Source organism: Streptomyces sp. NBC_01471 (assembly GCF_041438865.1).
In the GTDB taxonomy this organism is placed as follows: domain Bacteria; phylum Actinomycetota; class Actinomycetes; order Streptomycetales; family Streptomycetaceae; genus Streptomyces.
The window spans coordinates 4400716-4425008 of record NZ_CP109450.1 but is presented as its reverse complement, the minus strand read 5'-3'; the positions used below and the strand labels follow the sequence as shown (position 1 = coordinate 4425008).

Sequence of the window (24293 nt, the reverse complement as noted above, 5' to 3'; positions counted from 1 at the left end):
CAGCTCAGATCGGCAGGTCCCAGCCCGGCCCGCCCTCGGTGCCGATCCACACGCGCTGGCGGGCCGCCGAGACCGTGATGCCGAAGCCCTCCTGGTGCGGTTCGCCCGACCGCCTGCCAGCTCCGTACCGCCGTTTCGACCTGATTCCACAGACGGGCCGGTCCACGCTGTACGACTGTCCAGCCCCCGTCGGGCCGAGGTGTGGTCCGCGACTGCGAACCGGTGGACACGTCCCAGAGGATCTGTTCGGCCGCCACTCCCATCCGCTCGGCCGAAGGCGCGGCGAGTTGGGCAACCCAGCTTCCGGCCCAGGTGTCGATGATCTCGGGATCGATCCCGCTCGGGCGCTCCTCACCGGGCAGCAGGGCCAGCGTCGGGCGGGGTGGGCGATCGTGCGGGCGGCCCGGCTTCACCTGGTGCAGCCACGGCACGGGGATGTACCGGACCGAGCAGGTGGCGATCAGGCGGTCGTACGCGACCCCGTCCGGATCTCCCCGCAGACCGTCCCCGATGATCAGCCGGGGAGCGTACCCGGCTGCCTTGATGGCGGAGGCCGCGGCGCCGCCGACCACCGGGTCGTACTCAACGCTCGTGACCCGGTCGGACGTCGAGTTGCTGCCACATGCGCAGCACCAGTGACGGCAGCGTGGACGACGACGAGGGTGAACCCACAACGGTTGTTCCGTCTGCGACCTCATCGGGCCTGAGTTGCCGTTGAGCCTTGTGCAGACCGGCTCGCTGAATCAGCCGCCACGCGGTGGCTTCGGTCGCCGCAGCCCGAGCGGCGTCCATGTACTCCGACTTCACATCCTCCGGTACACCAAGGGCGGTGAGGATGCGATCCACGTCGTCCGCACTCGGTCCGAGCTTGCCCGTTTCGATCTTGCTGAGCTTGCTCGCGGACATGACCGCGCCACGGGCGACTGCTTTGGCTTCCCTGCCGGAAGCGTTCCGCAGTGCTCGCAGCGCGGCACCCAATTCCGAACGGTTCACTCGCCGTGCTTCGCCCACCAGTCCGCGAACGGCACGGAATGCGCGAGAGCGGTGTCACGACAGGTGACGAACTCGGCAGCCCTGTCCTGCAGAAGTACCTCGGCCCCCGCGAACGTCCCACCCTCCGCGTAGCGCATCGGTGCGGGAACGGACGAATCGAAGAGCCAGAAGTCCCCCACACCATCCGGCAGCGGATTGGCCCGGTCGGTCACGTCGAGGATGAAGAACTCCTCACCGGCCTTGGCATTCGTGACATACCCCCACCCCAGCTCGAACCGCAGATACGGAGTCAGCGGCCGACTCAGCACGTGGACCCGGTAGAGGCGGCGCCCAGAAGCGACGTACGACCGTACTTCCGCCAGCCATTCGGCGTTGTAGTTCTCCGGCTGAGGCTGCCCGTCCACGAAGGCACGATAGGCATCCGTGTTGCCCGAGCCGCTGTAGTCGCACAGGGTCTCCAGCCGGAACGCCTCACAGGCGAAGTCGTCGAACAAGTCCCCGAGAGACCTAGCCAAGCTGATCACCGAACGCCTTCAGGATCAGTTCCATGGGGATTTCCACCAGAGTCTCGTGCGCGGGAATCTCCAGACCATGATCGGCCGGCGTCTCGCCCTGCACGAGAATCGTGCCTCGATTGGTTCGGTAGATGGTGGGGCAGTCCTTCTTGTCACACGTCGTCGCCAACACGGTCGGCTTCACAGGCGTTCCCTTTCCGTGGCCGGTGGGTTCGCCGCTGATCCTGACGGGGCCGGGAAGCACCGGGCAAGTGGCTGGACTTTCCAGAACGGGAAATCGGCGGCGTCGGCCCTGCCCGCAGAAACCATTGGCCCCCACCCCCGTCCCCCGCCCCCCGCCCCCCGCCCCCCGACGATGAAGAAGGGCCTCTCGGCAAGCTGCGGTCCGGGGGACACGATCCGGCCCGGGGTCGAGCGCCCCCTCGACCGCATGAATACCCGCACGAATAGCTGGAAGATCCTCCGCGAACTGCCGCCTCAAGGGCGACAGCTCCACCGCGCCGACACGTGGGACGTTCAGTCGAGACAGAACTCGTTGCCCTCGATGTCCTGCATCGTGATGCAGGACTCGTTCTCTTCATCAGCGACCTGCGTCTGCACATGTACTGCCCCGAGCGCGATCAGTCGTGCGCATTCGGCCTCAAGCGTGGCCAGGCGCTCTTCCCCCACGAGGCCGGTGCCGGCCCGTACGTCAAGGTGCACCCGATTCTTGGCGGCCTTCCCTTCAGGAACGCGCTGGAAGTACATGCGCGGGCCCACACCCGAAGGGTCGACGCATGCGGACCATGAACCGTGCAGCTCATCGGGCTGCGCGTGGTTGAAGTCCTCCCAAGTGGCGAACCCGTCCGGTGGGGGCGGTATGACGTACCCCAGCACCTCGCACCAGAATCGAGCGACACGCTCAGGTTCTGCGCAGTCGAAGGTGACCTGGAACTGCCTGATCGCTGACATCGGCGCACCGTACCAGGGCGGCTCCGACCCCCAGTTCCCCCGCAGCTCCGCATACCGCGGCAGGGCTGAACCGGTAAACCCGCACGGAAAAAACCATTGGCCCCCACACCCATCCCCCGACTACAATCGCCGCTTCCCCCGCCTCCCCCAGGGAGCGCCGCCGCCCGGACGGAAACCGGCGGCCGCCACGCCGTGATCAGCCGTACCCGCCCGGAGGCCCCACCGTGCCCACGCACGTCCCGCAGGACATTCCCGACACCCCGGTCACTCCGCCTCCCCCGACCGACGCCCCCGGCGGCCCGGCCGACCCCGCCGACCCGCTCGCGCGCGAACGCGCCCACCTCAGCGGCTCCCGGGCGGCGCTGCGCGCCATGCGCGAGGACGTGCAGGGGCTCGACATCCGCGACGTCACCGCGAACTGGGTCAACGCCGCCGTCCTGGAAGCGCAGATCGAGGACCGCATCAAGGCGCTCGCCGACCTCTCGCACACCCCTCTCTTCTTCGGCCGGCTCGACTACCAGCACGCCCCCGGCGCGGACCTCGCCGAGGGCGGCGAGGGCGAGCGGTTCTACATCGGGCGCCGCCATGTGCACGACGCCGACGGCGACCCGATGGTCATCGACTGGCGCGCCCCCGTCTCGCAGCCCTTCTACCGGGCGTCCACCAAGGACCCGATGGACATCGGGCTGCGCCGGCGTTTCGGCTACACGGGCGGCGAGCTCACCGCGTACGAGGACGAGCACCTGACCGCCCCGGTCGCGTCCGACCAGCACACCACCAGCAAGCTGCTCCAGGCCGAGATCGAGCGGCCCCGTGTCGGACCGATGCGGGACATCGTGGCGACCATCCAGCCCGAGCAGGACGAGATCGTACGGTCCGACCTCGGCGGCACCGTGTGTGTCCAGGGCGGCCCAGGCACCGGGAAGACCGCCGTCGGGCTGCACCGGGTCGCGTACCTCCTGTACGCGCACCGCGACCGGCTGGCCCGCACCGGCACCCTGGTCATCGGGCCGAACCGGTCCTTCCTGCACTACATCGAGCAAGTCCTGCCCGCACTGGGCGAGTTGGAGGTCAAGCAGGCCACGGTGGACGACCTGGTCGCGGGCGTCGAGATCAGGGGCACCGACACGGCCGAGGCCGCCGTCATCAAGGGCGACGCCCGGATGGCGGAGGTGCTGCGCCGGGCCCTGCGCTCGCACGTGACCCTGCCGACCGAGCCCGCGATGGTCGTACGGGGCTCGCGGCGCTGGCGGATCCCGGCGTACGAACTCGAAGAGATCGTCGGCGAGTTGCTGGCCCGCGACATCCGCTACGGCGCCGCCCGTGACGCGCTCCCGCAGCGCATCGCGCACGCCGTGCTGGTCCGGATGGAGCAGGCGGGCGAGGCGCCCGACGACCGGGTGCAGGACGCGGTGGCCCGTAACCCCGCCGTGAAGGCGGTCGTCAAGGCGGCCTGGCCGCAGGTCGATCCGGACAGGCTGGTGCTGCGGCTGCTCTGCGACGCGGAGTTCCTCGCCGCGCACGCGGAGGGCATTCTGACCGACGACGAGCAGCGGACGATCCTGTGGGCGAAGCCCGCCAGGTCGGTGAAGTCCGCCAAGTGGTCCCTCGCGGACGCGGTACTGATCGACGAGGCGGGCGATCTCGTCGCCCGTACGCACTCGCTCGGCCACGTCGTCCTCGACGAGGCGCAGGACCTCTCCCCCATGCAGTACCGCGCGGTGGGCCGCCGCTGCACGACCGGTTCGGCGACGATCCTCGGCGACCTGGCGCAGGGCACCACGCCCTGGGCGACGTCCGGCTGGGACGAGGCGCTGCACCACCTGGGCAAGGGCGACGCGCACGTGGAGGAGCTGACGGCCGGTTTCCGCGTACCGCGCGAGGTCATCGCGTACGCGTCCCGGCTGCTGCCGCACATGTCACCGGGGCTGGCGCCCGTCTCGTCCGTACGGGAGAACCCCGGCTCGCTGGAGGTACGGACGGCTGACGATCTGGACGCGGCGGCCGTCGCCGCCTGCCGGGACTCCCTGCGCCACGAGGGCTCGACGGGCCTGATCGCGGCCGACGCCCGCATTCCCGCCCTGTCGGCGGCGCTGACGGCCGCGGGCCTGCCGCACCTGGACCCGGGCCAGGAGACCAGCGCCGATTCCCGGCTGACGCTGGTGCCCGCCTCGCTCGCCAAGGGCCTGGAGTACGACTACGTGGTCCTGGACGAACCGGCGGCGGTGGTGGCGGGCGAGCCCGACGTACGAACCGGCCTGCGCCGCCTGTACGTTGCGCTCACCCGGGCGGTGTCCGGCCTGATCGTGACGCACACGCTGCCACTGCCGGAGCAGCTCGGCTGAGCCGGATCGCGGAGCAGCTCGGCTGAGCCGGATCAAGCCCCTCCGGCAATGGGGGAGCGGGGTCCGGGGCGGAGCCCCGAACGGCTCAGCCGTCCAGCGCCGTCCGCCACTCCCGCACCGCATCCGCGTCGACCGGCAGCGCCCAGCCACCGGGCCGGGCCGCGCCGCCGATGTGGACGGCGTCGACACCCGCGCCCAGCAGCCGGGGAAGGTGTTCGAGCCGCAGTCCGCCGCCGACCAGGATCTGCGCCTCGTACCCCGGCTCACCGCTGCGCGCCGCCTCCGCGAGCAGGGTCGGCAGGCCGTCGGAGACCCCGGTGGCGGAGCCCGCCGTGAGGTAGGTGTCGAGGCCCGGCAGGTCGGCGAGCTCCTTGCGGAGCGCGTCACGGTCGGCCGCGCGGTCGATCGCCCGGTGGAACGTCCACGGGCAGCCCTCGATCTCGGCGACGATCCGCTCGACCGCCACCAGGTCGGGGCTGCCGTCGGCGTCCAGGAAACCGAGCACGAACTGGTCCGCGCCCTCGGCCCGCAGGTTCCGTGCCGCCGCCACGAGCGCGTCGATGTCACCGGCGGCGAACCCGTCGGTGAGCCGCAGCATCACCCGCAGCGGGATGTCGACGGCGGCACGGATCTCCGCGAACGTCTCACGGGACGGTGTCAGCCCGTCGGCCGCCATGTCGGTGACCAGTTCAAGGCGGTCGGCACCACCGGCCTGGGCGGCGACCGCGTCCTGGGCGGAGAGCGCGATCACCTCCAGAACTGCACGGTTGCTCATCAATTCCCCATCTTCGAGGGCCACGGTCTTCCAGGGTTACGGTCTCCGGGGCCTGCGGTCTGCCAGGGCTACGACCTTCGGGCTACAGGTCTAGTCCAGTGGACACCCTACGGCCCGGCCCCGCGCCCGCGCAGCCCGGATCCGGCTCCGCCGGGCGGTGACCGTCAGCGGCACAATGGCCCCATGCCCCAGGACGCGCCCCCCGACCTCGCCACCCGCTGGCACCAGGCCCTCACCGCCGCCCGCGAAGGCGCCACCGCGCCCGGCGCACCCGCCGCGCCCGACCCCGGCCCGTACGCCGAGAACCTGCTCGCCCGCTGGGCCGAGCCCCACCGCAAGTACCACACGACCGCCCACCTCACCGCCGTGCTCGATCACGTCGACACCCTCGCCGGGCACGCGGCCGACCCGGCGGCCGTGCGGCTCGCCGCCTGGTTCCACGACGCGGTGTACCGGCCGGACCGCTCGGAGAACGAGGAGCGCAGCGCCCAGCTGGCCGAGCGGGCCCTCACCGAGGCGGGGGTGCCGGAAGCCCGTACGGCGGAGGTGGCCCGGCTGGTCCGGCTGACGGTCGGCCACGATCCGGAGCCCGGTGACACCAACGGGGAGGTGCTGTGCGACGCGGACCTGGCCATCCTGGCCGAGACGCCCGCCGCGTACGGGCGGTACGCGGCCGCCGTGCGGGAGGAGTACGCCTTCGTACCGGACCAGGCGTTCCGCGAGGGGCGATCGGCGGTCCTGCGTGAACTGCTCGGGCTGCCGAGGCTGTTCCACACGGAACACGGGCAGGAGCAGTGGGAGCCGAGAGCGCGCCAGAACCTGGCCACGGAGCTGGAACTGCTGACGCTCTGACGGACGGCGGCGCGGCAGCACGGCAGCGCGCGTCGGCCACGCCGGGCCGCGTGGTCCCAGGCGGTCCCAGGCGGCCACGCGTGCCCCCCTGTCAGCCTGCCGACCCGCTCATCGGCAGATGTCGCCCCGGCTGCGGGCGTTGGCCAGCGCATTGCGGGCGATCAGCTGCTCACGCGCGGTGACCGCCCGGAGTGCGTCATCGGGGCACTCCCACTCGGCGCCGCCCGCCGGCGGCCGCAATCGAACGAACCCGGCGTCGTGCCCGATGACCTCTCCGACCTGGCCACGTCGGGTGTCCATGACGTACGCGCCGTTCACCGGCCCGCCGTCCGCCTCCTGGGCATCTGTGCTCACCGTCATGTCTGCTCTCCTCCCCGAACTCCCCCGCGACATGCACAGCGTGACCATGGACCACCCGCCCGCACCACCGGGCCACACCGGACCTGCACCCCTCGGCCACATCATCCGGCCACAACCGGAGCCCGTTTCCGCCCACCACGCACCCGCTCGCACCACCGCCGACCGGTTTGTCCGAACCACCCCCGCGCGGGAATGTCACCTGCTGCACCGTCGTTGGCACCTGTCATGCCCGCTACCGCCGAACGTGCCCGCATGCCGCTTGCAGTCCACATCCTGGGGCTCGCGGTTTTCGCGCTGGGCACCAGTGAGTTCATGTTGTCGGGGCTGCTGCCCGACATAGCCGACGACATGAACGTGTCCATCCCGCGGGCAGGTCTGCTGATCTCGGCCTTCGCGATCGGCATGGTGGTGGGCGCCCCGCTGCTCGCCGTCGCCACCCTGCGACTGCCCCGCCGCACCACCCTGATCTCCCTCATCACCGTCTTCGGCCTGGGCCAGGTGGCGGGCGCGCTCGCCCCGAACTACGCGCTCCTCTTCGCCTCGCGCGTCATCAGCGCCTTCGCCTGCGCGGGCTTCTGGGCCGTCGGCGCCGCGGTGGCCATCGCGATGGTGCCGGTGAACACCCGGGCCCGCGCCATGGCCGTGATGATCGGCGGCCTGTCCATCGCCAACGTCCTCGGGGTCCCCCTGGGCGCGTTCCTGGGCGAGCACCTGGGCTGGCGCTCGGCGTTCTGGGCCGTCGGCGCGGCCTCCGCCATCGCCCTCGTCGGGGTGGCCACGCTGATTCCCCGGATCCCGCTGCCCGCCGAGCGGCCCCGGCTCCGTACCGAGCTGAACATCTACCGCGACCGCCAGGTCTGGCTGTCCATCGTCATCACGGCGCTCGCCGCGGGCGGTGTCTTCTGCGCGTTCAGCTATCTGGCACCGCTGCTCACGGACGTGGCGGGCCTCGCCGACAGCTGGGTCCCGGCGGTGCTGGCGCTGTTCGGGGTGGGCGCGCTGATCGGTACGACGGTGGGCGGCCGGATCGCGGACGCGCACCTCTTCGGTGTCCTGCTGACCGGCATCACGGCATCGACCGCCTTCCTGGTGGCCCTGGCCCTGCTGGCCCACCACCCGGTCGCGGTGGTCGTCCTCTCGTTCCTGCTGGGGACGTCGGCCTTCTACACGGCCCCGGCGCTGAACGCCCGGATGTTCAACGTGGCGGGCGCGGCCCCCACCCTGGCGGGCGCGACCACCACGGCGTCCTTCAACCTGGGCAACGCGGGCGGCCCCTGGCTGGGCGGCGCGGTCATCAGCGGGGGCTTCGGCTTCGCGGCAACGGCGTGGGCGGGCGCGGCCATGACGGTGGTGGCGATCCTCGCGGTCACGGCCTCACTGCGGCTCCAGAAGTCGCAGTCGCGGGTGGTGGCCCGCTCCTCGGACCTCGTCCCGGAGGCGGTCGTGACGGAGAACGCCTGACCCGGCGGGGTCAGGGTTGCTGCTTCGTTCACTCGTCCGTGGGGCGCTGAGCGAAGCGGTGCGATGTCCTGCCGCTGTCGATCTACGCTCGCCCCCGCCGGGCCACCGGAGAAGGGAGTCGCGATGACCGCCGCGATGGCCGAGAACGACCGGATGCCACACCGTCGTCCGTGGGACGACCTGCTGCGGGCCTGGCGGGAGCTGGACGTGCCCGAGGGGTGGCACGCCGAGATCGACGGAGGGCAGATCCTCGTGGTACCGCCGCCACACGCGCATCGCAACGGCATCGCGGAATCCGTGCAGCGCGTCCTGTACCGGACACTGGCCGCTGAACTGGGCATCTACCAGACCCTCGGCATCCACATCGCCCCCTTGGGCAAGCTGTACGTACCCGATCTCGTCGTCATGCCGACGGCGCTCATCGCCGCGGCCGACCCCGACACCAGCGATCCCGTGGACGCCTCCGAAGCGCTGCTGGTCGCCGAGATCACGCCGCGGAGCAATGCCAAGGACGACCGGACCAAGAAGCTCTGGGCCTACGCACACGCTCCCGTGCCGGCCTATCTCCTGATCGACCGTTTTGATGAGCACGGCCCGACGAGCACGCTGTTCAGCGCCCCACTGAACGGTGCGTACAAGCACAGCGAGCGCGTCCCGTTCGGCGAGCAGCTGAAACTGCCGGACCCCTTCGGCGGAATCCTGGACACGGGCGCCTTCCCGCTCTGACCGGCTCAGCGCTCCGGCAGCTCCCCGACCGGCTCAGCGCCGCGGGCGTCCTGCGCCGCCCGCTCTACGCCGGCCGCCCCTTCGGGCGGCGCAGTCCCGCGCCCGTCAGTCTGCGGACGAGTTCCTTCGAGCCGATCTCGACCGCTCCCGCCGCCACCGCGTCCGCGTACCGGTGCGACGGCAGGTCGTAGTGGTCCCGCTCGAAGGCGCGGGCCGGGCAGCCGATCGCCGCGGCGAACGTGTGCAGTTCCTCGTACGAGACGTCGCTGACCAGGTGCGACCACATACGGCCGTGGCCGGGCCAGGTCGGCGGGTCGATGTACAGCGTCACGAGAGCGCGCCCACCGGGGCCACGATCACGGCCTCCTTGGCACAGACCCAGTGCGGGTCGGGGCCCAGTTCCGGTTCGACCTCCAGGGCGTGCGGGTCCTGGCAGACGGGGCAGAGCGGCCAGCGGCCGTACCGTTCGAGCAGCGCGTCCTGGACGTCCTGCGCCACCAGCCCGGCGACGAACTCGGCGCCCTGCGGCCACTGCTCCACCCACCAGCGGCGATGCGTCACCGCGTCCTCCACCAGCGAGACCACATCGGCCTCGGCCACGTCACGGGCCGCGAGATCGGCGAGCACCAGCGCCCGCGCTTCGTGCAGGGACTGTTCCAGGGGAGTCACGGGATCCATGGCTCCATTGTCCCCGGTCGGCGCCGGAGCGGGCCGGACGGTGGCGGCCGGGCAGGGCAGAGGGGGTTGACGCTCCACGGGACCGAAAATATCTTTCACGTGTGACCAACAACGTGAAGGAAATTTTCACCGACGCTTCCGCCCCTCCCGCCCCCGCCGCCCTGGCCGCCAAGGTCCGCACCCTGGCGCCCTCCATGACGCGCTCGATGCAGCTGGTCGCCGAGGCCGTCGCGGGTGATCCGGCAGGCTGCGCGGCCCTCACGGTCACCGGTCTCGCCGAACTCACCGGCACCAGCGAGGCCACCGTGGTCCGTACGGCCCGCATACTCGGCTACCCCGGTTACCGGGATCTCCGCCTCGCTCTCGCCGGGCTCGCCGCCCAGCAGCAGTCCGGCCGGGCCCCCGCCGTCACGGCGGACATCGCCGTCGACGATCCGATCGCGGACGTCGTCGCCAAGCTCGCCTACGACGAGCAGCAGACCCTCGCCGACACCGCGGCCGCCCTGGACACCGTCCAGCTCGGCGCCGCGGTCTCCGCGCTCTCGACCGCCCGCCGCATCGACATCTACGGCGTCGGCGCCTCCTCGCTCGTCGGCCAGGACCTCGCCCAGAAGCTGCTGCGCATCGGCCTGATAGCGCACGCGCACACCGACCCGCACCTCGCCGTCACCAACGCCGTGCAGCTCCGCTCCGGTGACGTGGCCATCGCGATCACCCACTCCGGCGCCACCGGTGACGTCATAGAGCCGCTGCACACCGCCTTCGAGCACGGGGCGACCACGATCGCGATCACCGGCCGCCCGGACGGCCGCGTCTCGCAGTACGCCGACCACATCCTCACCACGTCCACCGCCCGCGAGAGCGAACTGCGGCCCGCCGCGATGTCCTCCCGTACCAGCCAGCTCCTGGTCGTGGACTGCCTGTTCATCGGGGTCATGCAGCGGACCTACGACCGGGCGGCCCCGGCGCTCTCCGCCTCGTACGAGGCCCTCGCCCACCGCCACACCCCGCGCACCAACAGCAGCCGCTGAACCGGCAAGCACAGAGCAACTCCCACCGCAGAGCCCCCGCCATCGCACCGCACGACCGCAGAAGCGCTGAACCGGAAAGAGCCGCACCATGACCTCCACCGCCTCCAACAACTACGGGGCGCTGCGCGCCCAGCTGGCCACCCTCACCACCGAGGCGTTCCGGCCCGAGCTCGCCGAGATCGACCAGCTGCCCACCGAGGAGATCGCCCGGCTGATGAACGGTGAGGACGCCACCGTTCCGGCCGCCGTCGCGGCCCAGCTCCCGCGGATCGCCGCCGCCATCGACGCCACCGCCGAGCGGATGGCCCGCGGCGGCCGGCTCGTCTACGCGGGCGCCGGGACCGCCGGCCGGATGGGCGTACTGGACGCCAGCGAGTGCCCGCCGACCTTCAACACCGACCCGTCCGAGGTGCTGGGCCTGATCGCGGGCGGGCCCTCCGCCATGGTCAAGGCGGTCGAGGGCGCCGAGGACTCCAAGGAGCTCGCGGCGGCCGATCTGGACGCGCTCAAGCTCACCGCCGACGACACCGTGGTGGGCATCTCCGCGTCGGGCCGTACCCCGTACGCGATCGGCGCGGTCGAGCACGCCCGTGCACTCGGCGCGCTCACCATCGGCATCTCCTGCAACGCCCGGAGCGCGCTGGGCGACGCCGCCGAGCACGGCATCGAGGTCGTCGTCGGACCCGAGCTGCTCACCGGATCGACCCGGCTCAAGGCGGGCACCGCGCAGAAGCTCGTCCTCAACATGCTCTCGACGATCACGATGATCCGGCTCGGCAAGACGTACGGGAACCTGATGGTCGACGTCCGGGCGTCGAACGAGAAGCTCCGCGCCCGTTCGCGCCGCATCGTCGCGCTCGCGACAGGCGCGGACGACGCCGAGATCGAGAAGGCGCTGACGGCGGCCGAGGGCGAAGTGAAGACCGCCATCCTCATCGTCCTGGGCGCCGTGGACGCCCCCACCGCCACGCACCTTCTGGAAGCGACCGGGGGACATCTGCGCGCCGCGCTCCAGTCGACGGCCCGGACCAGTTGACTCTGGAACCCCCGCTCGACCCGAGAGCGACCTGCACCAGAGGCGCCACGCACCATGGACACTCCCAGCACGCCGGACACTCCGGGCACCCCTGTGCATCCGGACACCCCCGTGAACAAGAACCGCGCCACCGCCGCCGCGATCCTGCCGCTGGTGGGCGGCGCGCGGAACGTCACATCCGCCGTCCACTGCATGACCCGCCTGCGGCTCGGCCTCGCCGACCGCTCGCTCGTGCAGGATGAGGCGCTGAAGGCACTGCCCGCCGTCCTGGGTGTGGTCGACGACGACACGTACCAGATCGTGCTCGGCCCCGGCACGGTCGCCCGTGTCACGCCGGAGTTCGAAGCGCTGGTGGCGGAGGGCCGGGCGGCCGCGGTGGCGCCGGAGGCGGAGCCCGCCATTCCGGACAGCCCGGCCCCGGCCCCGGCCACACCGTCCGCCGGAGCGGCCCCCTCCGCCGGAGCGGCCACCGCCGGGGAGCTGGCCGCGCAGGGTGCGGCCATCAAGGCGGCGCGGAAGTCGAAGAACGCGACACCGTTCAAGCTCTTCCTGCGGAAGATCGCGAACATCTTCGTGCCGCTGATCCCCGCCCTCATCGGCTGCGGCATCATCGCCGGCATCAACGGCCTGCTGATCAACGCGGGCTGGCTGCCGGGCATCACCCCGGCGCTCGCCGCCGTCGCGTCCGGCTTCATGGCGCTGATCGCGGTCTTCGTCGGCTACAACACGGCGAAGGAGTTCGGCGGGACACCCATCCTGGGCGGCGCGGTCGCGGCGATCATCGTCTACGCGGGCGTGACCGGCGTGAGCGCCTTCGGCGAGAAGCTCTCCCCCGGCCAGGGCGGGGTCCTCGGCGCCCTGGGCGCGGCGGTGCTTGCGGTGTACGTCGAGAAGTGGTGCAGGCGCTGGATGCCGCAGTCCCTGGACGTACTCCTCACGCCCACCATCACCGTGCTGGTCGCCGGTCTGGTCACGCTCTTCGGCCTGATGTACGTGGCCGGTGAGGTGTCCACCGCCATCGGCACCTTCGCCACCTGGCTGCTGGCGCACGGCGGCGCGGGCGCGGGTTTCGTACTCGGCGGGCTGTTCCTCCCGCTGGTGATGCTGGGCCTGCACCAGGCGCTGATCCCGATCCACACCACGCTGATCCAGCAGCAGGGCTACACCGTGCTGCTGCCCATCCTGGCGATGGCGGGCGCGGGCCAGGTCGGTGCGGCCATCGCGGTCTATCTGCGTCTCCCGAAGAACCCTTCGATCCGCAGGACGATCAAGTCGGCGCTCCCGGCAGGCTTCCTGGGCGTGGGAGAACCGCTGATCTACGGCGTCTCGCTCCCGCTGGGCCGCCCGTTCATCACCGCGTGCGTCGGCGGCGCGTTCGGCGGCGGCTTCGTCGGTCTCTTCAACCAGCTGGGCACCACGGTCGGCTCCACGGCGATCGGCCCCTCGGGCTGGGCCCTGTTCCCGCTGCTCAAGGGTGACCACACACTGACCACGTCGATCGCGATCTACGCGGGCGGCCTGCTGGCCGGGTACGTGGTGGGCTTCGCGGCGACGTACTTCTTCGGCTTCAGCAGGGCGCTGCTGGCGGAGTTCAACGCCGACGCGCAGGAAGCGGCGACGAGCCGGACAGCCCCGGCGGCGCCCCCGTCATCACCGGGAACGACCCCGGCCGGCCCGGAAGCCCCGGAGACCCCGGAGGCTCCGGAAACGGAGCCGAGCACGGCCTGAGCCGGGCGGGGGCCGGGGGGCTCAAGGGGAATCCGGCAGAGGCGCGCCACCTGCCGACCGGCTCGAAGCAGCCGTCGGCGTCAACCACGGCGGACACTCCCTCAGAACGTGTGGAGCCCACATGACGCGGCTATTATGTCGTGGACGACATAATACGGTCGGCCGCATGAATGCACCGCACGTGCTCGAAATGGAACCGGAGGTACGCAGGTGGCTGGAGGCACTGCCCATCAAGCACCACCGGAAAGTGGAGGAGTACGCCGAACTGCTGGCAGCCATGGGCACCCGGACACCGATGCCCTTCGCCCGGCCGCTTCGCAACGGCGTGTACGAACTGCGCCCCACACTCGACGGGCAAGCCACGAGGATCACTTACTGGTTCGCCCCCGATCACCGCATCGTGCTCCTCACCGTTCTCCACAAGACCCGTATGCACGAGGAAGCACAAGTGGTCCGGGCCATAGCCGCTCGCACGACGTGCGAGAGCGAACACGGCCCGGCCCACCTGTCGTACAGCCGCACCGAGAGCACCGAGGCAGGAGGCACTTCATGAATCACGCCCGCTGGAAGCTCACCCAGGAGCGGAAACTCACCGAGGGATACGTCGAGTCGCTGGAGGAGGCAGCCGACCGGGCGGAGATCCGGCTGGCGATGGCCTTTGCCAAGGCCGCCTACGACCGCCGACTGGAACTCGGCCTCTCCCAGGTGGAAGTCGCCGAACGCTCCGGGCTCACCCAGTCGAAGATCTCCCGCGTCGAAGGTGCCGACGCCGTACCGACGCTGCCCCTGCTCCGGCGGCTCGCCCGCGCGCTGGATGCCTCACTGAACATCGCACTGGACGACGACCACGAAGAGGTCGTGTTCGTCGCTCACTCAGCGGCCTGAGGTCCGCGGTCCGTCCGGTCCGGGGGCGGCGGACCCTCCGGTGAGGCGGCCGCCCCGGCCTCCGGCATCGCGGGTCCGGGGAAGAAGCGGCGGACAGCGAGGGCCACGTAGACCAGTCCGATCAGGGCCGGCACTTCGATCAGCGGGCCGACGACCCCGGCCAGCGCCTGACCGGAGGTCGCCCCGAACGTCGCGATGGCGACCGCGATGGCCAGTTCGAAGTTGTTGCCCGTCGCGGTGAAGGCGAGCGTCGTCGCCTTCGGGTAGCCAAGGCCGACCGCGCGGCCCAGCGCCATGGAGCCGGCCCACATCACGGCGAAGTACACGAGCAGGGGCAGCGCGATGCGTACGACGTCGATCGGCCGGGAGGTGATGGCGTCACCCTGGAGCGCGAAGAGCACGACGATCGTGAACAGGAGCCCGTACAGGGCGAACGGCCCGATGCGCGGGATCAGCCTGGACTCGTACCAGACCCGCCCCTTGGCCCTCTCGCCGATGCGGCGGGTGAGGAACCCGGCCAGCAGCGGGATACCGAGGAAGATCAGGACCGAGCGGGCGATCTGCCAGACCGAGACGTTCAGCCCGGTCTGTTCCAGGCCGAGCCAGCCGGGCAGGACGGAGAGGTAGAACCAGCCGAGCAGGCTGAACGCGGCCACCTGGAACACCGAGTTCAGCGCGACCAGGACCGCCGCGGCCTCCCGGTCGCCGCAGGCGAGGTCGTTCCAGATGACGACCATGGCGATACAGCGGGCCAGCCCGACGATGATCAGGCCGGTCCGGTACTCGGGCAGACCGGGCAGGAAGATCCAGGCCAGCGCGAACATCAGGGCCGGTCCTGCGATCCAGTTCAGGAACAGCGACGGGATCAGCAGACGGCGGTCGCGGGTGACGGTGTCGAGGCGGTCGTAGCGGACCTTGGCCAGCACCGGGTACATCATCACGAGCAGGCCGAGGGCGATCGGCAGCGAGACGCCGGTGACCGTGATCTTCGCCAGCGCCGCGCCGAGGCCGGGGACCGCGCGGCCGAGACCGAGTCCGGCGGCCATCGCGATCAGGATCCACACCGCGAGGAAGCGGTCGAGGAACGAGAGCCGCGCGGCCACCGGACCCGCGGGCGTGGCCGTGGTGGTGGTGGTGTCGGCGCTCACTGGGCGGCCCCGGCCGTCTCAGCCACGTCAGCCGTGCCAGCCGTCTCAGCCGCGTCAGGAACCGGCGCTCCGGCCGGGCGGGCGAGGACGGCGGCCAGGCGGTCGGTCATCTGCGGCAGCAACCGGTAGTACACCCACGTCCCCCGGCGTTCGGAGTCGATCAGCCCGGCCTCGCGCAGCAGTTTCAGGTGGTGGGAGATCGTCGGCTGCGACAGCTCGAAGGCCGGTGTGAGGTCACAGACGCAGACCTCCCCGCCCGCACGCGAGGCGATCATCGACAGCAGCCGCAGCCGCACCGGGTCCCCCAGCGCCTTGAACACCTTCGCCAGATCGGCGGCCTGGTCCTCGTCCAGCGGTGCGGTCAGCAGCGTGGGGCAGCATCCGTCGACGCCGTCCTGACCGTGGACCGCGCGCTCTTGTTTCGACATCTGTCTATATTGACGCCTTTCGATGCACGACGCAAGCTTGATTCGACGGGCATCGATGCAACAAGGACGCGGGCCTCGCCACCTTCGAGGAGAACGACACCTCCTGCCGCTACGCCCTCCAGGACAGGGTGTGGGTCCACGGCCACGGCAAGGAGCCGTGGGGGCTCCGTCGTCAAGGCCGACGCCGACCGGATGGGCAAGAGCGCCGCCCTGGACGGCGAGGGGCCATGAACAAGGAAGGCGGAGGCGGGCAGCCCGCGATCATGGTCCCGATCGCGACATACTTGGCCGGCCCCGCGACCACGCGACTGTCCGATTCGCACCGCACGCGGACCGGCCAGGCGGGGGCTCCCCCAGCAGCGCCGCACGCACCGCCGCGCACATTCCGGACAGACGCGTCCGCCCCGCATCTGTCCGGAAACCCTCCGACGCCAGTTCGGAATGCGACTTTCGCGCCATACCGGCTACCCCATGTACCGAAGATGACACCGAACGTCATCAACTCCCGTGAGGAAACCTCTCCATGGCCGACCAGAACGCCCCTACCGAGCAGCAGCTCGCCGAGGCGCTGACCGGCGCAGCCCCGATCCTGCTGACCCAGGAACCCGGAGCCGCCGCCCAGCCCGCGCCCTCCCCCGACGACACGTGGACGCTGCACGGCGGCACCGCCTGGGTGTACTACGGCAGCGGCCACCGGGCCCTGACCCGCCCGGTCATCCTGGCGGACGGCTTCAACTCCGGCCCCAGCAACCGCGACCTGCTCTGGGAGCACCTCGACAGCGGCGCGTACGCGTTCCTCACCGAGCTGCGCCACCGGGGCCACGACGTCGTGCTGCTCGGCTTCAACGAGCGCAGCGCCTCCATCCTGGACAACGCCGGGACCGCGTCCGAGGCGATCCTGCGGGCGATCTCGGAACGACAGGGCGACACCCCGCTGGCTGTCGGCGGCCTCAGCATGGGCGGGCTGGTCACCCGCTACGCCCTCGCCAAGCTGGAACACGACATGGTCGACCACCAGACCGCCGTCTACTTCTCGTACGACAGCCCGCACCGGGGCGCCTGGATCCCCATCGCGCTACAGGCGTTCGCGCACTACATCCGGAAGCTGGACAGCCGTTTCTCGGACCAGATGAACAGCCCGGCCGCCCAACAGCTGCTGAGCCAGCACATCCAGGAGTGGGAGGACACCCCCACGCCGAGCCACCAGAGGGCCGAATTCCTGGACGCGTTGCGCGCGGTCGGCGACTGGCCCCAGCGGCCCCGGAAGATCGCCGTCGCCAACGGGGTGGGCACCGGCACGGGCAACGGCATCGAACCCGGCGCGAAGACGTTCCGGGGCAAGGGGCTGGCCATCACCGGCACCGAGCTCTACGCACAGTCCGATGGCGACGACCAACTCGTCGCCCAGCTGCGGGTCGTGACCCTGAAGAAGCCGCAGATCCGCACCTCGGGTCTCCCCGACATCGACGGCGCCCCCGGCGGCACCCTGGAGGGCTTCGGCATCCTCGCCGACGCCCTCAACGCGCTGCCCCGCTATGCGGGCATGGCCTCGGAAGCCCTCATCCGCGAGCACTGCTTCGTGCCGGCGGTCAGCGCCGTGGACATCCGCCCCATCGCCACGGACAACGAGCTGTACACGCCCGTGAACGACCTGGACCCGTACGACAGCGGGCTGGACGAGTTCAAGCTCGCGTCCCGGAACGAGCCGCACACCGCCATCACCGAAGAACTCGGCTCCTGGATCATCGACCGCCTGGCGTGACAGCCGGACCCCGAGCCGAGCCCCGCAGCGGACACCGCTGCGGGGCTCCCTCCGTATCAAGGCAACCGCCCCGCCCGGTTCAGTTCCGCGACCCGCGCCCGCAGCACCTCCCCCGGCAGGGCCGGATCCAGCACCTCCGGCGGACAGTCCCACTCGCGCCCACCGCCGAGCGGACGCAGCTGTACGAACCCGTCCTCGCGTGCCATGACCTGCCCGATCCGGCCGCTCCGGGAATCGACGCCGTACTCGACGGCGGCGCTCACGGCCGCACCTGCTGGAGCACGGCGGCCAGCCGCAGCGCCGTGTCCAGGTTGCACCGCCCCAACTCCACCAGGGGCAGGGGATCGGCGTTCGCACACGACACGGGGTCCACCCGCAGCGACGGCAGGCTGACCCCCACCTCCTTGAATCCCACCCGCAGATCCTCCACGGCCTGCTCGGCCGCCCTGATCCGCTCCTGCTGCGTCAGCGCCATGACCACTGCCTCTCACACTGAGTGTTTCGCTTTCCTCACTCAGCGTGTCCAACCCGGGCTAGCCTGACCAGTACTCAAGGCCCAACAAGCCAACCCGTGGAACGGGAGTTGTCATGCCAGGCCCCAAGAACCTCGACCCGTCCTCATCGCCGCGCGCACTCCTCGGCGCCGAACTCCGCTACGCCCGCGAGAAGGCGGGCCTCAGCCAGGAAGAGCTGGGCGCTCCGCTCTTCGTCAGCGGCTCGTTCATCGGCCAGCTGGAGGCGGGCACCCGGCGGATGCACCTGGAGTACGCCCGGCAGATGGACGAGATTCTGGGGACGGACTTCTTCGTCCGGAACTGCACGGCTGCTGCCAAGTCCAAGTACCCGGATCACTTCGCTGCGGCAGCGGACGCGGAAGCCGATGCGACGACGATCAAGGAGTACGCGCCGCAGCTGATTCCGGGGCTGTTGCAGACGGAGGCGTACGCGCGGGCGGTGTTCTGGGCGTACCAGCCGACGGCCACCGAGGACGTGATCGACGCACTGGTGGCGGCGCGACTGGAACGGGCGCACCTGCTGACCGATCCAACAACGCCACTGTTGTGGGTCGTCCTTGACGAAGCGGTGCTCCGCCGGAAGGTGGGTGGGGCCACGGTGGCGGCGAGTGCGCTGCGGCATGTGGCAGCGCTGGTGCGAAAGCACCGGGTCATCGTGCAGGTGCTGCCGTTCTCGGCGGGTGGGCACGCAGCCATGGGCGGGGCGGTCAAACTGATGGCGTTCGAGGACGCGCCGCCGCTGACGTATCTGGAAGGCTCAGGCGCAGGTCAACTGTTGGATGACCCAGCCGCCGTTGCACGACACGAGCTTGCCTACGATTTCGTGGCCGCCAGCGCATTGTCACCACAAGAATCCCTGGCCCTGATCGAATCGGTGGCGGAGGATTACGAGCATGAAGAAGAGCCCTGATTGCGATCTGTCCGCAGCCATCTGGAAGAAGTCCAGTTATAGCGATGGCAGCGGCGGGAACTGCGTAGAGATCGCGCGCGACTTCCCCGGCGCCGCCACCTGGCGCAAGTCGACCTACAGCGGCGGCAACGGCAGCAACTGCGTCGAAGTGGCCGACCACTTCCCCGGCATCGTCCCCGTCCGCGACTCCAAGAACCCCGCCGGCCCGGCGCTCGTGTTCCGGGCGCCCGCCTGGGCCGAGTTCGTAGCGGACCTCCAGAACGCCTGAAGGAGAACGTCATGGACGCAGAGCCGTTCTCGGTGGACATCGTCGTGCGCGGATACGAGACCGACTCGCAGGGCCACCTCAACCAGAGCGTCTACCTCCAGTACGCGGAGCACGCCCGATGGTCGCTGCTGCGGCACGGGGGCATCCAGCAGAGCGACCTGCTCGACAAGGGTGTCGGGCCCGTGACGCTGGAGACGACCATCCGCTACCGGCGCGAACTCCGCGCGGGCGACGAAGTGGAGGCGACCTGCGCCTTCGTGTTCGGCGAGCGGAAGACGTTCCGGATCGAGCAGGCCATCCGCAAGACGGACGGGACCGTGGCAGCCGAAGTGACCGCCGTGGCGGGCCTGCTGGACCTCACCGCACGGAAGCTCGTCGAGAACCCGCGCGAGTACTTCCAGTCTCTCGCCACGGATCCTGCCGCCTTCGGACTCTGATCACACGACAAGCAACAGGAGAAGCCGATGTATGAATCCGAGGAAGCCTGGCGTGAGGTCGACGCCTACTTCGTGGACACCCTTGTCCCCGAGGACAAGGCGCTGGTCAACGCACGCGAATCCGGTCGGCGGACCACGATGCCGCAGGCCGAGGTGGCCCCGAATCAGGGGAAGCTCCTCGCGATGCTGTGCCAGATGACGGGTGCGACCCGGGTACTGGAATTCGGCACCCTGGCCGGTTACAGCACTGTGTGGCTCGCGCGCGCGGTCGGCGACAAGGGCCGCGTCACCTCGCTCGAACTGGAGGAGCAGAACGCCGAAGTGGCGCGGGCGAACCTCGAAGACGCGGGCGTGGCCGACCGGGTCGACGTCCTCGTCGGCCCTGCGGGGGACTCGGCACGGCGACTCGTGAAGGACGGCGTGGAGCCGTACGACTTCGTGTTCATCGACGCGGACAAGCCCAGCAATCCCGAGTACCTGAGGGCGTCCCTCGCCCTGACCCGCCCCGGGAGCGTGATCGTCATCGACAACGTCGTGCGCAACGGGGCCGTCACCGACCCCGACAGTGACGATGCCCGGGTCCAGGGCGTACGGACGGTGCTCGCGGACATCGCGGCGGATCCCCGCCTGGACGCGACCGCCCTCCAGACCGTGGGCTCCAAGGGCTGGGACGGCTTCACGGTCGTCCGACGGACCGGCTGATCTGCTGCGGCACCCGGACAGGGCCTAGCATCAGGGGCTTCGCCGACCCCTGGAGTGTCTGGAGTGTGCCGCCATGTCGTTGCCGCGTCTCGGAGTGGTCATCGTGACGATGGGCACGCGCCCGCGTGAGCTGGAGGCTCTGCTCGCTTCGGTGGAGAAGCAGGATGTGCCGGCTGCGCGGGTGATCCTCATCGGCAACGCGACGCCTCTCACCGATGTGGACGTGGCGGCGAACGTGACCAAGGTCCCGCTCGATGAGAACCTGGGCTGTCCGGGCGGCCGCAACGTCGGTCTTGAGATGCTGCGCGAGTCGGGCGAGGCCGATGTCGTCCTCGAACTGGACGACGACGGCCTGCTCATCAGCGACGACGTGTTCCGCACGGTCCAGCAGCTGTTCGCGGCGGACCCGGGGCTGGGGATCACCGGGTTCCGGGTCGCCGACGAACACGGCCACACGGAGCGGCGCTGGGTGCCCCGGCTCCGTGCGGACGATCCGATGCGACGCGGACCGGTGACCGCGTTCCTCGGTGGCGGACACGCTCTCGCGATGCCCATGCTCAGGGAGATCGGCCTGTGGCCGGGGGAGTTCTTCTTCGGGCACGAGGAGTCCGACCTCGCCTGGCGGGCACTCGACGCGGGGTGGAAGATCCTGTACGAGCCGGAGCTCGTGCTCCAGCACCCGGCGACCTCTCCGGCGCGCCATGCCGTCTACTACCGCTTCACCGCCCGGAACCGGGTCTGGCTCGCCCGGCGCAGGCTCCCGGCCGCGCTGGTCCCGGTCTATCTCGGCGTGTGGATCGTCCTCACCCTGGCGCGCATCCGCTCCCTCGCCGGTCTCACCGCGTGGTGGGGCGGTTTCGCCGAAGGCGCGCGGAGGCCGTGCGGCCCGCGCGACCCGATGAAGTGGCGCACGGTGTGGCGCATGACCAGGCTGGGGCGCCCGCCGATCCTCTGAAGGGGCAGGCATCTCCTCGTCGGCCGACCGACCGCCCCCGCGCGGCCCCGGGGCTCAAGCCCCGCGCTCCGAGCCCTCTTCACAGTGATGGGGTGGAGGGTCTGATATCCCACCCAACCCCCCTCCCCGCGCGGCATGTTGACTTTTCGTGACCGACTTGCGACGGACGGTCGCCAGGCTCTAGCGTGCTCACAGAACGTAAACGGCCCCGGTCGGTGCGCCAACACCGGCTCCGGGGCCTGACCAACCAGATCGACAAGCATCGAGGTTCGATCCATGGCTGACAGCCACCTTAATCCTGCCCACCGCCCGTCCCACGTGCCCCCTCACCCGATGGCCAACCCCGGGTACGGGAAGCGCTCCGCGACTGACCAACGTCCGTACACCGCATCGGATTTCGCGCACCTGCCGCCCCGCGAAGCGTCCATCGCCGCGTACATCGACCGGCTGCCGGACGGGTCCGACATCTCGGTCAAGACGCTCGCCCGAGTCCTCCCCTACGGGCAGTGCGCCCTGCGCACCGCGCTCAACGCTCTCCAGCGCGCCGGACATCTGCGCCGGGGCAGCGAGCACCTGATCGGGGCGGACAGCGCCCGCTGGGTGACGCGTACGTGGTTCTCCCGGACCGCCCGCGACGACGCCTGGTGGGCAGCGTTCACCACCGGGGACGCACCCGATGACTCTCCTCCGCCCCAACGGCCTTCCCGGTCGCGGGCGTTCATCCTGCTGGCCGCCCTCGGCCGCACCGCGCCCTCGCTGACCCTTTCGGCGGCGGACTGTGCCGCGCTGGAGCCCCTTGCCGCCACGTGGTTCGAGCGCGGCGCCACCGAACCCGAGATGCTGCACGCGCTGACGTCCGGGCTGCCGACCCCCGTACACCGCGCGTCCTCACTCGTCCGCAGGCGGCTCACCGACAAGCTCCCGCCCGAGCGCGCACCGCAGCCCCCGCGCGTCCCACGCCCGGCCCTGCGTGTCCTGGAGTGCGGCAAGTGCGGGGCACCGGGTCGGCCCGAGGCGCTGCCGGGCGGCGAGTGCGCGGAGTGCCGAGGGGTGGCCGTGCGCCGTCCGGCCGCACTGCCCCCCGACCACGTCCGTTCCCGCGCCGCCGAGGCGCGGGCGGCCCTGACCCGGCCCCCCGAGAGGACCCGCACATGACCGTTCAGCTCATTCGTGCCGGAAGCGGGGCACGATGGAGGGGAGGAGGCGACGCCATGACCCCCAGCACCGCTGATCACGCCCAGATGTCCGTCGAGGACTTCGAAGAGCTTGCCCGCCATGCGCCCGAGACCGTGGCACTGGAATTCATCAACGGAAAGCTTGAGGTCAAGCCCGTGCCGGACCAACTGCATGGCGCCATTGTCATGTGGCTGCTGAGGCAGTGCATGCAGCAGCGCCCTGAACTGGCCCTGTATCCGGAGCAGGGCCTCAAAGTGGATTCCTACCGCAGGGGCCGCGCCCGCGCGGACGGCGCCCTGGCCCCGCTCGACCACTACGTGGGCCAGAGCGGCGAGTGGGCAGACACCGATGGCACGCTCATGGCCGTGGAAGTCACCTCGCACGACGCCGACACGGACCTCCGCGACCGCGTGGAGAAGCGTGACGGTTACGCGGCCTCCGGCATCCCGGTCTACCTCCTCGTCGACCGGGACGCGGAGAAGCTCGTCGTCTACAGCGATCCGGACCGGGGCGAGTACCGGACCCGGACATCCCACGCGTACGGCACTACGCTCACGCTGCCCGCTCCCGTCTCGATCACCCTGGAGACCGGGAAACTCAAGGAATACGCGGACTGACGGTCGCGGAGCCCGGTCTCCTCCGGGTACTCGGCCCATCGTGCCCATCGACAACTGGCCAACCGGTCACAGTGGCATCGCGTCGTCCCCCGAAGGCGATGGGACGTGACACTGATGGGCGGCGGCGTCAGCCGGGTCGAGGAGGTCCTCGTACACCCCGACCTTGAACCGGATCAGGTCCAGGGACCCGGTGAGCCCGCACCGCCGGCTGAGTGACCTGAGTGACCTGAGTGACCTGATCGGGGGGAAAGGGGTTCCTCGTTCAGGGCCGAACTGGACTCTGCGGCACGGGGAGTGAACCTTTCCGCCGCGTCGGTCATCCCATCCTGTGATGCGAAATACTCAGCTGAACTCCATGCCTTCTCCCGACAACCTCAGCACCATCGGCAGCCTCGACACCATCGACGACATACGCAGCCGCTTCTTTCCCGTGCGGCTCCCGGGCGCGAGCAGCGGAGTCGGCCGGTGCGTCGACGAAGCGACGTTCCGGGAGGCGGTCGGAGAGATCTACGCGTCCGTCTTCCCCGACCGGGACGCCTACCCGTACCGCCCCAAGTCGGAGGAGCTGATCGCGGAATACCGGACGCTCCACCAGGAGCGGATCCTCATGGAGGACGGCGACGGGAAGCTGATGGGGTGGCTGAAGGGCCGGATGGCCGACCCCGACACCTTCTACCTGGGCACGAGCGGCATGCTGCCCGAGTTCCGCGCCCAGCGCGTCGCCGCCCTCTGTTACGTCAAGCTGCTGGAGTACCTGCAGGCGGTCGGATACGAGCGGGTGACGTCCGAGCACCACCCGAGCAACCGCACCGCGATGATCTTCCAGCTCAAGCACGGATTCAGCATCGAGGGCATGAGCCTGGACGAGCGCTGGGGACCGATGGTCAAGATGGTGCGCTTCTTCGACAAGGACCGCCAGGCCGAGTTCGACCGGCGCTTCGGCTTCGAGCAGTACCCGAAGGGCGCCTGACCGCGCGCTCCGCCCACGCGCCGCACACCGCGGCCGGCGCCCGGTCCCCCGACAGGACACCCGCCACCC

At 70.6% G+C, this 24293-nt stretch carries 29 protein-coding genes and 2 pseudogenes; 19 read left to right on the top strand and 12 right to left on the bottom strand.

The window, feature by feature from the left end; translation table 11 throughout:
• Positions 1-4 precede the first annotated feature (4 nt).
• The 4 genes and pseudogenes from OG285_RS19715 to OG285_RS19700 form a co-directional block, all read right to left on the bottom strand.
• Positions 5-993 (bottom strand): annotated as a pseudogene (locus OG285_RS19715) (helix-turn-helix domain-containing protein).
• Entirely contained in the window at positions 990-1517 is a 528-nt protein-coding gene (locus tag OG285_RS19710) for a DUF6879 family protein (RefSeq protein ID WP_371791723.1), read from the bottom strand. The pseudogene OG285_RS19715 and the gene OG285_RS19710 overlap by 4 nt, the downstream one beginning before the upstream one ends.
• Positions 1501-1692, bottom strand: a complete 192-nt coding sequence (locus OG285_RS19705; protein ID WP_371791722.1) for a hypothetical protein — start codon at positions 1690-1692, stop codon at positions 1501-1503. The genes OG285_RS19710 and OG285_RS19705 overlap by 17 nt, the downstream gene beginning before the upstream one ends.
• Before the next feature lie 332 nt (positions 1693-2024).
• Positions 2025-2459 (bottom strand): VOC family protein, encoded by a 435-nt coding sequence (locus OG285_RS19700; protein WP_371791721.1) that lies wholly within the window; start codon positions 2457-2459, stop codon positions 2025-2027.
• A gap of 224 nt (positions 2460-2683) precedes the next feature.
• Here OG285_RS19700 and OG285_RS19695 point away from each other — a divergent pair, with 224 nt between their 5' ends.
• A complete protein-coding gene (locus tag OG285_RS19695) occupies positions 2684-4804 on the top strand; it encodes an AAA family ATPase (RefSeq protein ID WP_371791720.1) in 2121 nt (706 codons plus the stop codon).
• Between the two features lie 85 nt (positions 4805-4889).
• Here the strand turns inward: OG285_RS19695 and OG285_RS19690 are convergent, their stop codons facing one another.
• Positions 4890-5579, bottom strand: coding sequence for a copper homeostasis protein CutC (locus tag OG285_RS19690; RefSeq protein ID WP_371791719.1), 690 nt, complete (start codon positions 5577-5579; stop codon positions 4890-4892).
• 183 nt (positions 5580-5762) lie between these two features.
• On the opposite strand from OG285_RS19690, the gene OG285_RS19685 reads away from it, so the two are divergent.
• A complete protein-coding gene (locus tag OG285_RS19685; RefSeq protein ID WP_356827868.1) occupies positions 5763-6431 on the top strand; it encodes a hypothetical protein in 669 nt (222 codons plus the stop codon).
• Between the two features lie 108 nt (positions 6432-6539).
• Here OG285_RS19685 and OG285_RS19680 read toward each other — a convergent pair whose 3' ends face one another.
• Positions 6540-6791 (bottom strand): hypothetical protein, encoded by a 252-nt coding sequence (locus tag OG285_RS19680; protein WP_356827866.1) that lies wholly within the window; start codon positions 6789-6791, stop codon positions 6540-6542.
• Positions 6792-7043: 252 nt separating this feature from the next.
• Here OG285_RS19680 and OG285_RS19675 point away from each other — a divergent pair, with 252 nt between their 5' ends.
• Entirely contained in the window at positions 7044-8252 is a 1209-nt protein-coding gene (locus tag OG285_RS19675; protein ID WP_371791718.1) for a Cmx/CmrA family chloramphenicol efflux MFS transporter, read from the top strand.
• 123 nt (positions 8253-8375) lie between these two features.
• Complete coding sequence (locus OG285_RS19670) at positions 8376-8978, top strand: Uma2 family endonuclease (protein ID WP_371791717.1); 603 nt, start codon at positions 8376-8378, stop codon at positions 8976-8978.
• A 64-nt stretch (positions 8979-9042) separates the two neighbouring features.
• On the opposite strand, the gene OG285_RS19665 is transcribed toward OG285_RS19670, so the two are convergent.
• A complete protein-coding gene (locus OG285_RS19665; protein WP_356827860.1) occupies positions 9043-9309 on the bottom strand; it encodes a DUF4031 domain-containing protein in 267 nt (88 codons plus the stop codon).
• Entirely contained in the window at positions 9306-9656 is a 351-nt protein-coding gene (locus OG285_RS19660) for a hypothetical protein (protein WP_356827858.1), read from the bottom strand. The genes OG285_RS19665 and OG285_RS19660 overlap by 4 nt, the downstream gene beginning before the upstream one ends.
• A gap of 101 nt (positions 9657-9757) precedes the next feature.
• On the opposite strand from OG285_RS19660, the gene OG285_RS19655 reads away from it, so the two are divergent.
• From OG285_RS19655 to OG285_RS19635, 5 genes are all read left to right on the top strand, one after another.
• Positions 9758-10687: a MurR/RpiR family transcriptional regulator gene (locus tag OG285_RS19655; protein ID WP_356827856.1), complete on the top strand. Its 930-nt coding sequence runs from the start codon at positions 9758-9760 to the stop codon at positions 10685-10687.
• 88 nt (positions 10688-10775) lie between these two features.
• Positions 10776-11723, top strand: coding sequence for an N-acetylmuramic acid 6-phosphate etherase (murQ, locus tag OG285_RS19650; RefSeq protein WP_371791716.1), 948 nt, complete (start codon positions 10776-10778; stop codon positions 11721-11723).
• Between the two features lie 54 nt (positions 11724-11777).
• The gene (locus OG285_RS19645; RefSeq protein ID WP_371791715.1) at positions 11778-13451 is read left to right on the top strand and encodes a PTS transporter subunit EIIC; all 1674 of its coding nucleotides are present in this window, start codon (positions 11778-11780) and stop codon (positions 13449-13451) included.
• A 166-nt stretch (positions 13452-13617) separates the two neighbouring features.
• Positions 13618-14004: a type II toxin-antitoxin system RelE/ParE family toxin gene (locus OG285_RS19640; protein ID WP_371791714.1), complete on the top strand. Its 387-nt coding sequence runs from the start codon at positions 13618-13620 to the stop codon at positions 14002-14004.
• Entirely contained in the window at positions 14001-14336 is a 336-nt protein-coding gene (locus OG285_RS19635) for a helix-turn-helix transcriptional regulator (protein ID WP_356827848.1), read from the top strand. Before OG285_RS19640 ends, OG285_RS19635 begins: the two co-directional genes overlap by 4 nt.
• On the opposite strand, the gene arsB is transcribed toward OG285_RS19635, so the two are convergent.
• The gene (gene arsB / locus OG285_RS19630) at positions 14321-15484 is read right to left on the bottom strand and encodes an ACR3 family arsenite efflux transporter (protein ID WP_371791713.1); all 1164 of its coding nucleotides are present in this window, start codon (positions 15482-15484) and stop codon (positions 14321-14323) included. The genes OG285_RS19635 and arsB overlap by 16 nt on opposite strands.
• Positions 15481-15912, bottom strand: a complete 432-nt coding sequence (locus OG285_RS19625) for an ArsR/SmtB family transcription factor (protein WP_371791712.1) — start codon at positions 15910-15912, stop codon at positions 15481-15483. Before OG285_RS19625 ends, arsB begins: the two co-directional genes overlap by 4 nt.
• A 62-nt stretch (positions 15913-15974) precedes the next feature.
• Between OG285_RS19625 and OG285_RS19620 the strand changes: the two are divergent.
• Positions 15975-16143 (top strand): annotated as a pseudogene (locus OG285_RS19620) (glyoxalase/bleomycin resistance/dioxygenase family protein); the annotation flags it as partial.
• Positions 16144-16435: 292 nt separating this feature from the next.
• Positions 16436-17674, top strand: a complete 1239-nt coding sequence (locus tag OG285_RS19615) for an esterase/lipase family protein (protein WP_371791711.1) — start codon at positions 16436-16438, stop codon at positions 17672-17674.
• 56 nt (positions 17675-17730) lie between these two features.
• On the opposite strand, the gene OG285_RS19610 is transcribed toward OG285_RS19615, so the two are convergent.
• Together OG285_RS19610 and OG285_RS19605 are read right to left on the bottom strand one after the other, a co-directional pair.
• Entirely contained in the window at positions 17731-17937 is a 207-nt protein-coding gene (locus OG285_RS19610) for a hypothetical protein (protein ID WP_356828355.1), read from the bottom strand.
• Entirely contained in the window at positions 17934-18149 is a 216-nt protein-coding gene (locus tag OG285_RS19605) for a hypothetical protein (protein ID WP_356827840.1), read from the bottom strand. Before OG285_RS19605 ends, OG285_RS19610 begins: the two co-directional genes overlap by 4 nt.
• 113 nt (positions 18150-18262) lie before the next feature.
• Here OG285_RS19605 and OG285_RS19600 point away from each other — a divergent pair, with 113 nt between their 5' ends.
• The 8 genes from OG285_RS19600 (at position 18263) to OG285_RS19565 (ending at position 24224) form a co-directional block, all read left to right on the top strand.
• Entirely contained in the window at positions 18263-19099 is an 837-nt protein-coding gene (locus tag OG285_RS19600; RefSeq protein ID WP_371791710.1) for a Scr1 family TA system antitoxin-like transcriptional regulator, read from the top strand.
• Positions 19083-19367, top strand: coding sequence for a DUF397 domain-containing protein (locus OG285_RS19595; RefSeq protein ID WP_371791709.1), 285 nt, complete (start codon positions 19083-19085; stop codon positions 19365-19367). Before OG285_RS19600 ends, OG285_RS19595 begins: the two co-directional genes overlap by 17 nt.
• Positions 19368-19378: 11 nt before the next feature.
• A complete protein-coding gene (locus tag OG285_RS19590; protein WP_356827834.1) occupies positions 19379-19804 on the top strand; it encodes an acyl-CoA thioesterase in 426 nt (141 codons plus the stop codon).
• Positions 19805-19831: 27 nt separating this feature from the next.
• Positions 19832-20506 carry an O-methyltransferase gene (locus tag OG285_RS19585; RefSeq protein WP_371791708.1) on the top strand — a complete coding sequence of 225 codons (675 nt, stop codon included), beginning with the start codon at positions 19832-19834 and terminating at the stop codon, positions 20504-20506.
• A 73-nt stretch (positions 20507-20579) separates the two neighbouring features.
• Positions 20580-21461, top strand: coding sequence for a glycosyltransferase family 2 protein (locus tag OG285_RS19580; RefSeq protein WP_371791707.1), 882 nt, complete (start codon positions 20580-20582; stop codon positions 21459-21461).
• Positions 21462-21794: 333 nt separating this feature from the next.
• A complete protein-coding gene (locus tag OG285_RS19575) occupies positions 21795-22616 on the top strand; it encodes a hypothetical protein (RefSeq protein ID WP_371791706.1) in 822 nt (273 codons plus the stop codon).
• Positions 22617-22672: 56 nt separating this feature from the next.
• Positions 22673-23254 (top strand): Uma2 family endonuclease, encoded by a 582-nt coding sequence (locus tag OG285_RS19570; RefSeq protein ID WP_371791705.1) that lies wholly within the window; start codon positions 22673-22675, stop codon positions 23252-23254.
• Positions 23255-23609: 355 nt separating this feature from the next.
• On the top strand, positions 23610-24224 hold the full coding sequence (locus tag OG285_RS19565; protein WP_356827823.1) for a GNAT family N-acetyltransferase: 615 nt from the start codon (positions 23610-23612) through the stop codon (positions 24222-24224).
• Positions 24225-24293 lie beyond the last annotated feature (69 nt).

Bases quoted from the DNA above. Each gene is read 5' to 3' on its own strand.
- OG285_RS19700 (WP_371791721.1), bottom strand. From the start codon at position 2,459: ATGTCAGCGATCAGGCAGTTCCAGGTCACCTTCGACTGCGCAGAACCT.
- OG285_RS19690 (WP_371791719.1), bottom strand. From the start codon at position 5,579: ATGAGCAACCGTGCAGTTCTGGAGGTGATCGCGCTCTCCGCCCAGGAC.
- OG285_RS19685 (WP_356827868.1), top strand. From the start codon at position 5,763: ATGCCCCAGGACGCGCCCCCCGACCTCGCCACCCGCTGGCACCAGGCC.
- OG285_RS19680 (WP_356827866.1), bottom strand. From the start codon at position 6,791: ATGACGGTGAGCACAGATGCCCAGGAGGCGGACGGCGGGCCGGTGAAC.
- OG285_RS19675 (WP_371791718.1), top strand. From the start codon at position 7,044: ATGCCGCTTGCAGTCCACATCCTGGGGCTCGCGGTTTTCGCGCTGGGC.
- OG285_RS19670 (WP_371791717.1), top strand. From the start codon at position 8,376: ATGACCGCCGCGATGGCCGAGAACGACCGGATGCCACACCGTCGTCCG.
- OG285_RS19660 (WP_356827858.1), bottom strand. From the start codon at position 9,656: ATGGATCCCGTGACTCCCCTGGAACAGTCCCTGCACGAAGCGCGGGCG.
- murQ (WP_371791716.1), top strand. From the start codon at position 10,776: ATGACCTCCACCGCCTCCAACAACTACGGGGCGCTGCGCGCCCAGCTG.
- OG285_RS19645 (WP_371791715.1), top strand. From the start codon at position 11,778: ATGGACACTCCCAGCACGCCGGACACTCCGGGCACCCCTGTGCATCCG.
- OG285_RS19640 (WP_371791714.1), top strand. From the start codon at position 13,618: ATGAATGCACCGCACGTGCTCGAAATGGAACCGGAGGTACGCAGGTGG.
- OG285_RS19635 (WP_356827848.1), top strand. From the start codon at position 14,001: ATGAATCACGCCCGCTGGAAGCTCACCCAGGAGCGGAAACTCACCGAG.
- OG285_RS19625 (WP_371791712.1), bottom strand. From the start codon at position 15,912: ATGTCGAAACAAGAGCGCGCGGTCCACGGTCAGGACGGCGTCGACGGA.
- OG285_RS19615 (WP_371791711.1), top strand. From the start codon at position 16,436: ATGGCCGACCAGAACGCCCCTACCGAGCAGCAGCTCGCCGAGGCGCTG.
- OG285_RS19605 (WP_356827840.1), bottom strand. From the start codon at position 18,149: ATGGCGCTGACGCAGCAGGAGCGGATCAGGGCGGCCGAGCAGGCCGTG.
- OG285_RS19600 (WP_371791710.1), top strand. From the start codon at position 18,263: ATGCCAGGCCCCAAGAACCTCGACCCGTCCTCATCGCCGCGCGCACTC.
- OG285_RS19595 (WP_371791709.1), top strand. From the start codon at position 19,083: ATGAAGAAGAGCCCTGATTGCGATCTGTCCGCAGCCATCTGGAAGAAG.
- OG285_RS19590 (WP_356827834.1), top strand. From the start codon at position 19,379: ATGGACGCAGAGCCGTTCTCGGTGGACATCGTCGTGCGCGGATACGAG.
- OG285_RS19585 (WP_371791708.1), top strand. From the start codon at position 19,832: ATGTATGAATCCGAGGAAGCCTGGCGTGAGGTCGACGCCTACTTCGTG.
- OG285_RS19580 (WP_371791707.1), top strand. From the start codon at position 20,580: ATGTCGTTGCCGCGTCTCGGAGTGGTCATCGTGACGATGGGCACGCGC.
- OG285_RS19575 (WP_371791706.1), top strand. From the start codon at position 21,795: ATGGCCAACCCCGGGTACGGGAAGCGCTCCGCGACTGACCAACGTCCG.
- OG285_RS19570 (WP_371791705.1), top strand. From the start codon at position 22,673: ATGACCCCCAGCACCGCTGATCACGCCCAGATGTCCGTCGAGGACTTC.
- OG285_RS19565 (WP_356827823.1), top strand. From the start codon at position 23,610: ATGCCTTCTCCCGACAACCTCAGCACCATCGGCAGCCTCGACACCATC.